Source organism: Anaeromyxobacter sp. PSR-1, from assembly GCF_000964525.1.
Taxonomy (GTDB): domain Bacteria; phylum Myxococcota; class Myxococcia; order Myxococcales; family Anaeromyxobacteraceae; genus Anaeromyxobacter.
Window position 1 is genome coordinate 1 of sequence record NZ_BAZG01000175.1, and the last position, 9,386, is coordinate 9,386.

A 9,386-nucleotide genomic window follows, 5' to 3' on the forward strand; every position below is an offset into this window, starting at 1 on the left:
CCGGCGCCCGCCACGCGCACGAGCACCGCGTCGCCAGGGCGGGCCGCCTCGGGCGCGAGGGTCAGGGACGGGGCGGCGGCGAGCAGGGCGAGGAGCGGGGCGAGCGGCACGCGACGGTGATACCCCCGGGCGGCCCGCGACGCCACCGCCCGGCCGGCGCGCCGTACGCCCGCCCGCATCGGGCCGGCGGTGCCCGTCAGGCGCCGTCGACGGCGAGCCGGCCCGCCTCGAGCCGCGCGCGCCCGTCCACCGCGCCGGGCAGCTCGTCGGCGTGGTGGGAGACGGCCACGATGGCGGTGCCGGCCGCGCCCAGCTCGTCGAGCACCCGGAGCACCCAGGCGCGCGCGGCGGGGTCGAGCCCGGCGAGGGGCTCGTCGAGCAGCAGCGCCCGCGGCGCCGGCGCGAGCGCGCGGGCGATGAGCACCTTGCGGAGCTCGCCGTAGGAGAGCGACAGCACGTGCCGCTCGAGGAGCGGCGTCACCCCGAGCCGCTCCGCCGCGGCGGCGGCCAGCGCCCGCTCGCGCGCGGTGGGCTCCACCGCGAGCCCGACCGTCCCGGCGAACCCGGAGAGCACGACGTCTGCAGCGCGCGCGTCGAAGCGGTGGCGCGCCTGCAGCTCCGGCGAGACCAGGCCCACGCGGCCGCGCAGGTCGTCGGCGGACGCGCGCGGCCCGAGCCCGAGCCGGTCCACCGCGCCGCGCGCCGGCTGCTCCTCGCCCGCGAGCAGGCGGAGCAGGGTGGACTTCCCCGCGCCGTTCGGGCCGGTGACCGACCAGCGCTCGCCGGCGCGGACCGTCCAGTCGACGCCGTCGAGCACCGCGCGCCCGTCCACGAGCACGGTGGCGCCGCGGAGCTGGAAGAGCGCGGCGCGCGGGCCGGCGCCGCGCCGCGGCGCGCGGGACGGCGGCGCGGCCTCACCCGCGCCCGCCAGCGCGGCGGCCCGGTCGCCCTCCCACGCGATCCGCCCGCCCTCCAGCCGGACGACGCGGCCGAGCTCGGGCACGAGCTCCTCGGGCCGGTGCGTGGCCATCACCACCGCGACGCCGCCGCGCGCGATCGCCGACACGGTCTCGAGCAGCCCGGCCCGGGCCGGCGCGTCGAGCCCGTCGCAGGCCTCGTCCAGGAACAGCGCCTCCGGCCGCGGCGCGAGCGCCCGCGCCAGCAGCACCCGCCGCCCCTCGCCGCGCGACAGCTCCAGCACCGAGCGCCCCAGCAGCCCCTCCACGCCGAGCGCGCGGGCCACCTCGCGGACCCGCCGCGACTGCTCCGGCGTCGCCGCCTCCGAGGGCCACAGCGCGTCGAAGAAGCCGGAGCGGATCACCGCCTCGACCGGCAGGTCCCAGTCGTTGCGCAGGTACGCGTCCTGGGCCTCGGGCGCGACCCGCGCGAACCGCTCGCGCGCGCCGATGGGGCTCTCGAAGGCCCCGTCCGGCCCGTGGAAGAGGCGGCGCCCGCCGCGCGGATCCGGCCAGAGCTCCCCGCGCAGGAGCCGCAGGAGCGAGGACTTCCCCGCGCCGTTCCCGCCCAGCACCGCCAGCCCCTCGCCCGCGTGGAGCGCGAGGGTGACGTCGGCGAGGACGGGGACGCCGCCCAGGCGGACGTCCACCCGGTCGAGCGTGACGAGCGGCCGGCGCATCCCGGGATGCTAATGCGGACATGCCCGCCAGGGGGTGAAATGCGCCGGCCGGACGCCTGTTCTGGATCACGTGCGGGATCGCTCCCAGGCTCCGGTGGTGATCGTGCGCCGCGGCGCCAGCCCGCGCCGGCTCGCGGCGGTCCTGCGCTGGGTGCGCGCGCTGCTGCCGGCCGCGGTGCTGGTGGTGGATCCCGGCGCCGGGCCGCTCCCGGGCCGCGAGGCGCAGTGGGACGGCGACGACGAGGTGATCGTGATCGACGCGGACGACATCGCCTCCGGCCCGCTCTCGCTCGCCGCCGCGCTGCTGCGCGGCGCGCAGCGGAACGGGTGAGCCGGCGGCCCGCCGCCGCGGCGACGGGAGGGGATGGGTTCACGTGCTCTCAGCCCTGCGCGCGCGCCGGCGCGGCGGCCGGGTCGGCCGGGACCGGCGGCACCGGCGGGTCCGCCGGCCGCTCCGCCGGGATCGCCGGCAGCCGGAGGGTGAAGGTGGTGCCCTGGCCCTCGGTGCTGTCCACCGCGATGGTCCCGCCGTGGCGCTGCACGATGCCGTACACCACCGAGAGCCCGAGGCCGGTGCCCTTCTCCTTGGTGGTGAAGAACGGGTCGAAGATGTGGCTCACCCGCTCCGGCGGCATGCCCGGCCCGTCGTCCGCGAAGGCGATCTCCACCGCGCCCTCCGGCGCGCGCGCGCTGACCCGGAGCCGCCCGCCCTTCGCGCCCATCGCCTCGCAGGCGTTCATCGCCACGTTCACGAACGCCTGGCGGAGCTGCCCGAAGTCGGCGAGCACCTGCGGGAGCGGCGGCAGGTCGCGCTGCAGCTTCACGCCCTGGATGGCGATCTGGTTCGCGATGAGCGACAGCGCCTCCTCCACCGCCGCGCCCGGGTCCACCGGCTTCTTCGCCATGGGCCGCTCGCGCGCGAAGTCGAGCAGGTTGCGGACGATGGCGCTGCAGCGCTGCGCCTCGCGCTCCACCAGCGCCAGGTTGCGCTGCAGCACCGCGCGCCGCGCGTCGTCGGGCGGGCCCTCGGCCAGCGTGCGCGACACCAGCTTCGCGAAGGTGAGGATGCCGGCGAGCGGGTTGTTGATCTCGTGGGCGATGGAGGCCGAGAGCTTGCCCAGGGAGGAGAGCTTCTCGGTGCGCACGAGCTGCTCCTGCGCGTTGCGCAGGTCGGCCGTGCGCGCCTCCACCTGCTGCTCCAGGCCCGCGAGCAGCCCGTTCAGCTCGTCCTCCAGCCGCCGGAGCGAGCAGGTCATGTCGTTGAACGACGCGGCCAGGTTGCCGAGCTCGCCGCGCGAGCGCACCCGCACCTCCACGTCGAGCTGGTCCTTCGCCACGCGCCGCGTGCCCTCGACCAGGGCGGCCACCGGCCCGAGCACCTCGGAGCGGAGGAACAGGTACATGAGCGCCGAGGTCGCGATGATCGCGACCACGAGCAGGGTCACGAAGCCGCGCCGGAACGCCGCCACGCCGGAGAGGATCGGCTCCATGGCCACGTCGGTCTCGAGCAGCCCCAGCACCTGCCGACCGGGCGGGTGGACGTGGCACTCCGCCGTGGCGCAGGTCCGGTCGTTGTAGATCGGGGTGGTGACCACCAGCCGGCGCCCGGAGGGGCCGCTCTCCTCGCGCCAGCGCCGGTCCGCGGGGACGCGCGAGAGCGGCAGCTCGTGCCCGGCGTGGCAGGGGGAGCAGGAGCGGTGGCCCTTGTCGCGGGTCTGCCCCACCTCCTCCGGCACGCTGGAGAACCGGACCGCGCCGCGGGGGCCGAGGACGCGCATGCGGTCCACGCCCTCCAGCGCGGCGAGCCGGCCGATGGTCCGGAAGTCGTGGCGGTCGGTGGCCGCGAGCAGCGCGGGCTGGCCGACCGTCGTCACCGCCTCGCCGAGCAGCGCGGTCGAGCGGACGACCTGGTCCTGGAGGTGCCGCTCGAAGCGGCGCTCCGCGAGCACCACCGCCGCGAGCGCGAGCAGGGCGAGCAGCACGACCGCGGCCAGCAGCTTGGTGGAGAGCCGGCGCCAGAACGGCACTGCGCGGCCGGACGCACGCCCCGCCGGGACGGCGCCGGCCGGCGCCGGGGCGCCGGTGCCACGCTCCTCGGCTGCGCGCGGTTCCGCCATGATCCCCTTGGCCGATTCCCTCCGGCCCAGGCGCAGGATGCGCCCGCGGGATCCGTGCGGCCTTGCCTCGGGTCAACCGTCGCGGCCAGGGGACGATGCGTCGCGCGGCAACTCGTCGCGGCTGGGGAAGAGCGCCCGCCGCAGCAGCACCTCGAGCCGGGCGATCTCGTCGTCGGTGAGCTCGACCACCCGCCCCGGCGGAAGCCGCTGCTGCGCGGCCTCGCGCTCCAGGCGGCGCTCCAGCCGGCGCAGCCGCGCGAACACCGCGTAGTGCAGCAGCGCCGCGAGCAGCGCGGCCAGCACCGCGCCGAGCCCGGCCAGCACCATGAACGAGCGGAGCATGGCGGCGCGCGCCGCGCCGTGCTCCGCGCTGAAGTCGTGCAGCACGAACAGGCCGCCCACCTTGCGCCCGCCCGCGTCGCGCAGCGGGAAGATGCCGCGCATGTACGCGCGGTCGTCGCGGACCACCTCGCCGAGCGCGACGCCGTCGTCCGGCAGCACCTCGAGGTCGCCCTCGTAGTCGATGATCCCCTCGGTGAACGTCGTGGTGTCCACCACCACCACGTCGGCCCGGTCGTTCCAGGTGTTGGAGCGCTCGCCGAGCACCTCGGCCCAGCGCCGCTGGTCGAGGAACCGCTTCTTCACCAGGATCCCGTAGTCGTCGCCGGTGCGCGACTTCATCGCGCCCAGGAAGTGGTCGATCTCCTCGGCCAGCTCGAGGTACCCGACCACCTTCCCGTCCTGGATCCAGGGCCGGACCACCCGCAGCGCGAACGCGGTGCGCCCCAGCTCCTTGCCCGCGCCCAGGTCGGCGGTCTCCACCGCGCGCCGGAACGTCACCCGCTCGACCTTGTCGCCGCGCAGCTCGGGTCGGTGGACCCGGAGGAACACGGTCGCGTCGGGCTCGGGGGCGATGAAGTACCAGTGGGTGATCCGGTCCCGCTCGCGCATCGTCTCGAACAGCGGGGCGGCGAGCGCCAGCAGGCGCTCGCGGTCGCGCGCCACGAAGGCCTGGCGGAGGTCGTCCCTCGACAGCAGCGCGTCGAGCGTGGCCGAGAGCTTCTCGATCTCGGCCCGCTCCTGCGAGGCGAACGCCTCGGCCGCGCCGCGCAGCCGCTCGGTGCCGGCCTGCTCCACCTGCTGCTCGACGATCCCGCCGCTCAGGCGGGCGCCGAGGAGCGCCGCCCCGGCGCAGAGGGCGAAGAGGGCGACGAGGAGCCGGAGCTCGAGGGATACGGAGCGCATGGTGGGCGGGCGGGGAGGGTCGGCTGGGGGAAGACGGCGGGTTGCCGCTGCCCCGGAACGCTATCATGCGCCGCGGGTGCGTGGTGACCGGCCCGCGAAGCCCCTGCGCGGACGGTGCGTGCGTGTGCGCGGGCCGGGTGCGCGGCGTCGCGCACCCCCGGCCGGGTCCGAGGCGGCGGCGGCCGTCACGTCCGCCTGATCCCGGCCTCTGCGACCGAACGGAGCCCACATGCCCAACCGCCTCCTCGCATCCCTCACCCTCGCCGGCTTCGCAGCCCTGGCCGCCCTTCCCGCGCCCGCCGCCGCCGCTCCCGCCGCGGCCGCCGTGCGCCTGCCGGAGATCCCGGACCTGCCGTACGTGAAGAGCGTGCTGCCGAACGGCCTCACGCTCATCGTCCACGAGGACCACAAGGCGCCCATCGTGGCGGTGAACGTCTGGTACCACGTCGGCTCCAAGAACGAGCGGCCGGGCAAGACCGGGTTCGCGCACCTCTTCGAGCACCTGATGTTCAACGGCTCGGAGCACTTCGACGACGACTGGTTCAAGGTGCTGGAGCGCGTCGGCGCCACCGACCTGAACGGCACCACCAGCAACGACCGGACCAACTACTTCCAGAACGTGCCGGTGTCGGCGCTCGACACGGTGCTGTGGATGGAGTCCGACCGCATGGGCCACCTGCTCGGCGCCATCACGCAGGCGCGCCTCGACGAGCAGCGCGGGGTCGTCCAGAACGAGAAGCGCCAGGGCGAGAACCAGCCGTACGGGCGCGTGTACGACGTGATGACGCCGTCGCTCTACCCGAAGGCGCACCCGTACTCCTGGACCGTGATCGGCTCGATGGAGGACCTGCAGGCCGCCTCGCTCGCGGACGTGAAGGAGTGGTTCGGCACCTACTACGGCGCGAGCAACGCGGTGCTGGTGGTGGCCGGCGACGTGAAGCCGGACGAGGTGCGCAAGAAGGTCGAGCACTACTTCGGCGACGTCCCGCCCGGCGAGCCCATCGCCAAGCAGCAGGCCTGGATCGCGAAGCGCACCGGCGAGCAGCGCCAGGTGATGCAGGATCGGGTGCCGCAGGCCCGCGCCTACCTGGTGTGGAACACGCCGGAGTGGGGCCACCCGGACGACGACCTGCTCACGCTCGCGGCCCGGGTGCTCGCGTCGGGGAAGAGCTCGCGGCTCTACAAGCGGCTGGTCTACGACGAGCGGATCGCCACCGACGTGAGCGCCGACCCGGGCACCGGCGAGATCGGCTCGACGTTCTTCGTCGAGGCGACCGCGAAGCCCGGCGGCGACCTGGCGAAGGTCGAGCGCGCGGTGCGCGAGGAGGTGGCGCGGCTGGTGGCGCAGGGGCCGACCGCCGAGGAGCTGGTGCGGGCCAAGACCGGCATCCTCGCCGGGTTCGTGCGCGGGGTGGAGCGCATCGGCGGCTTCGGCGGCGTCTCCGACGTGCTCGCCGAGAACCAGGTCTACGGCGGGACGCCGGACGCCTACCGCACCCGGCTCGGGCGCATCCGCTCGGCCACCGCCGCCCAGGTCCGCGACGCCTGCCGCCGCTGGCTCTCCGACGGCGTCTACGTGCTCTCGGTGCTGCCGTTCCCCGAGCTCCACGCCGCCGCCACCGGCGCCGATCGCAAGGTGCGGCCCGAGCCCGGGCCGGCGCCGGCGCCCCGCTTCCCGGCGTTCACGCGCCACCAGCTCTCCAACGGCCTGAAGGTCGTGGTGGCGGAGCGCCACGCGGTCCCGGACGTGCAGCTCGACCTGCTGGTGGACGCGGGCTACGCCTCCGACCAGCACGGCGCGCCCGGGCTCGCGAAGCTCGCGACGGCCATGCTGGACGAGGGCACCCGCGCGCGCTCCGCGCTGGAGATCTCCGACACGCTCCAGCGGCTCGGGGCGCGCCTGGAGACCGGCGCGGACCTCGACACCTCGCTGGTGAGCATGGCGGCGCTGCGCGCGAACCTCGACGCGTCGCTCTCGCTGTTCGCCGACGTGGTGGTGAACCCGGTGTTCCCGGAGGCCGACTTCGAGCGGCTGAAGGCCCAGCAGCTCGCGGGCCTCGGGCAGGAGGCGGCGCAGCCGGTGACGGCCGCGTTCCGCATCCTGCCGCGCCTGCTCTACGGCGAGGGGCACGCCTACTCCAACCCGCTCACCGGCTCCGGCACCGCGGCCACGGTCGGGAAGCTCACCCGCGCGGACGCGGCGCGCTGGCACGCCACCTGGGTGAAGCCGAACAACGCCACGCTGGTGGTGGTGGGCGACACCACCGCCGCGGAGATCGTGCCGAAGCTGGAGCGGCTGCTGGGCGGCTGGAAGGCGGGCGACGTCCCGAGGAAGAACCTGGCGCAGGTGGCGCTGCCGGCGGGGCAGCGGGTGTTCCTGCTCGACCGGCCCGGGTCGATCCAGTCGGTGGTGATCGCGGGCCAGGTCGCCCCGCCGCGGGCGAACCCCGAGGAGATCGCGCAGACCGCCATGAACACGGTGCTGGGCGGCGCGTTCACCTCGCGCCTCAACATGAACCTGCGCGAGGACAAGCACTGGTCGTACGGCGCCCGGGCGCTGCTCACCGACGCCCGCGGGCAGCGGCCGTTCTTCGCGCTCGCCCCGGTGCAGGCCGACAAGACCAGGGAGACGGTGCTGGAGATCCGCAAGGAGCTGGCCGGCATCCGCGGCGCGAAGCCCATCACCGCCGAGGAGGCGGCCGTGGCGCGGGGCACGCTCACGCTGTCGCTGCCCGGCCGCTGGGAGACCTCGCGGGCGGTGGCCCGGTCCATCGCGCAGATCGTCCGCTTCGGCTTCGACGATCGCTACTTCGACGGCTTCGCGCAGAAGGTGGCCGCGCTCGGCCCGAAGGACCTCGCCGACGCGGCCCGCATGGTGGAGCCGGACCGCGTCACCTGGGTGATCATCGGCGACCGCGCCAAGATCGAGCCCGGGCTGCGCGAGATCGGCCTCGGGCAGATCCAGCTCGTGGACGCCGACGGCACCGTGAAGCCCACGGCGGCGGCGGCGGCGCGCTGAACGACAGCGCGTGAGCCGCTGGCGCGGCTCACGCTGTCGTTCAGCGAGGTTCTGACGGGGCTGCGCCCCGCCCCACGGACCCTGAGCCTGTCGACGGGGCCGCGGGGCCCCACCCGGCTGCGCGGGTCCCGTGACCTCGCGCGCCCGCGTTCGCGGGCTCGCGCGAGGTCCCCGCGGGCGCGGCTGCGCCGCGCGGGGGCCGCGCGTAGCCCGCCGTGCGCGAATCAGTCCGCGATGGCCCGCTTCCAGGCGGGCCGCGCCTTCACGCCGGCGAGCCAGGCCGCCAGCGCCGGCATGCCGTCGATGCCGCCCACCAGCGCCTTGCCCCAGGAGGCCACCGCGCCGGTCACCAGGTCGGCCACGCCGAACGCGTCGCCGGCGAGGAACGGGCGGGTCCGGAGCGCGAGGTCGAGGACGCGCGCGCCCTCCAGGAACCGGGCCTTCTCGGCCTCGATCGCGGCCGCGTCGCGCTCCCCCTCGGGCGGCCGGAGCAGCCCGTGCAGCGCCTCGAGCGGCGGCTCCAGCTCGTCCATGGCGAAGAACAGCCACTGGTAGGTGAGCGCGCGGCCCGGCGTGCCGGCCGGCGGGAGCATCCCCTTCTCCGGGAAGCGCTCGGCGAGCCACAGGCAGATCGCGGCCGACTCGAAGATGCGGACCTCGCCGTCCTCCAGCACCGGCACGCGGCCCAGCGGGTGGCGGGCGAGGTGCTCCGGCGTGCGCAGCGCGCCGGCGGCGCGGTCGAGCCGGACCAGCTCGTAGGGAACGCCCATCTCCTCCAGCAGCCAGCGGGGGCGGGTGGCCCGCGTGCGCGGCGCGTAGTAGAGCTTCATCCCGGTGTCCTCCGTGAAGGGTTCGGATCGTTCTAGACCGGGTCGCGGCCCCGCGGGGCCCGGAAGAAGGGGGCCGTTCACGGTGGGTGCGCCCGCCGCGCCGGAGCTCCTGCGCGTGCCCCGCGAGGCGGCCGGCGCCCGGCTGGACCGCTGGCTGGCCGCCGCGCTCGGCGCGACCGCGGAGCGCACCCGCTGGCTGGTGGAGACGGGCCGGGTGCGCATCCGGGGGAAGGCCTGCTCGCCGCACCGCAAGCTGTTCGGCGGCGAGGAGGTGGCGGTCGAGCGCCCCGCGCCGCGCGCGGCCGGGGCGGCGGGCCCGGCGCTGGCGGTGCTGTACGACGACCCGGACTGCCTGGTGGTGGCGAAGCCGCCCGGGCTCGCGGTGGAGGCGGCGGCGCCCGGCGGCGCGTCGGCCGTCGCGGCGGCGAGCCGCCTCGGCGCGTTCGACGTGGACGGCCGCGCCGCGCCCGGCCTGGCGCACCGGCTCGATCGCGACACGAGCGGCGCGCTGCTGCTGGCGCGCCACGACCGGGCGCTGG

Annotated in this window: 7 protein-coding genes; 3 read left to right on the forward strand and 4 right to left on the reverse strand. The window is 76.2% G+C overall.

Features of this window, described 5'->3' with window-relative positions; translation table 11 throughout:
• Positions 1 to 196: 196 nt before the first annotated feature.
• Positions 197 to 1,636, reverse strand: a complete 1,440-nt coding sequence (locus PSR1_RS18910) for an ATP-binding cassette domain-containing protein (RefSeq protein ID WP_059438988.1) — start codon at positions 1,634 to 1,636, stop codon at positions 197 to 199.
• A gap of 97 nt (positions 1,637 to 1,733) precedes the next feature.
• Between PSR1_RS18910 and PSR1_RS18915 the strand changes: the two genes are divergently transcribed.
• Complete coding sequence (locus PSR1_RS18915) at positions 1,734 to 1,967, forward strand: hypothetical protein (RefSeq protein WP_237758148.1); 234 nt, start codon at positions 1,734 to 1,736, stop codon at positions 1,965 to 1,967.
• Between the two features lie 49 nt (positions 1,968 to 2,016).
• On the opposite strand, the gene PSR1_RS18920 is transcribed toward PSR1_RS18915, so the two are convergent.
• Both PSR1_RS18920 and PSR1_RS18925 read right to left on the reverse strand, forming a co-directional pair.
• Entirely contained in the window at positions 2,017 to 3,753 is a 1,737-nt protein-coding gene (locus tag PSR1_RS18920) for a sensor histidine kinase (protein ID WP_237758149.1), read from the reverse strand.
• Between the two features lie 72 nt (positions 3,754 to 3,825).
• The gene (locus PSR1_RS18925; RefSeq protein WP_059438990.1) at positions 3,826 to 4,998 is read right to left on the reverse strand and encodes a cache domain-containing protein; all 1,173 of its coding nucleotides are present in this window, start codon (positions 4,996 to 4,998) and stop codon (positions 3,826 to 3,828) included.
• Positions 4,999 to 5,227: 229 nt separating this feature from the next.
• On the opposite strand from PSR1_RS18925, the gene PSR1_RS18930 reads away from it, so the two are divergent.
• Entirely contained in the window at positions 5,228 to 8,017 is a 2,790-nt protein-coding gene (locus PSR1_RS18930; RefSeq protein WP_059438991.1) for a pitrilysin family protein, read from the forward strand.
• A gap of 224 nt (positions 8,018 to 8,241) precedes the next feature.
• Here the strand turns inward: PSR1_RS18930 and PSR1_RS18935 are convergent, their stop codons facing one another.
• Positions 8,242 to 8,847, reverse strand: a complete 606-nt coding sequence (locus PSR1_RS18935) for a glutathione S-transferase family protein (protein ID WP_059438992.1) — start codon at positions 8,845 to 8,847, stop codon at positions 8,242 to 8,244.
• 82 nt (positions 8,848 to 8,929) lie between these two features.
• Between PSR1_RS18935 and PSR1_RS18940 the strand changes: the two genes are divergently transcribed.
• Positions 8,930 to 9,386, forward strand: a 457-nt coding sequence (locus tag PSR1_RS18940) for a pseudouridine synthase (RefSeq protein ID WP_237758150.1), incomplete at its 3' end; no start/stop codon positions are given.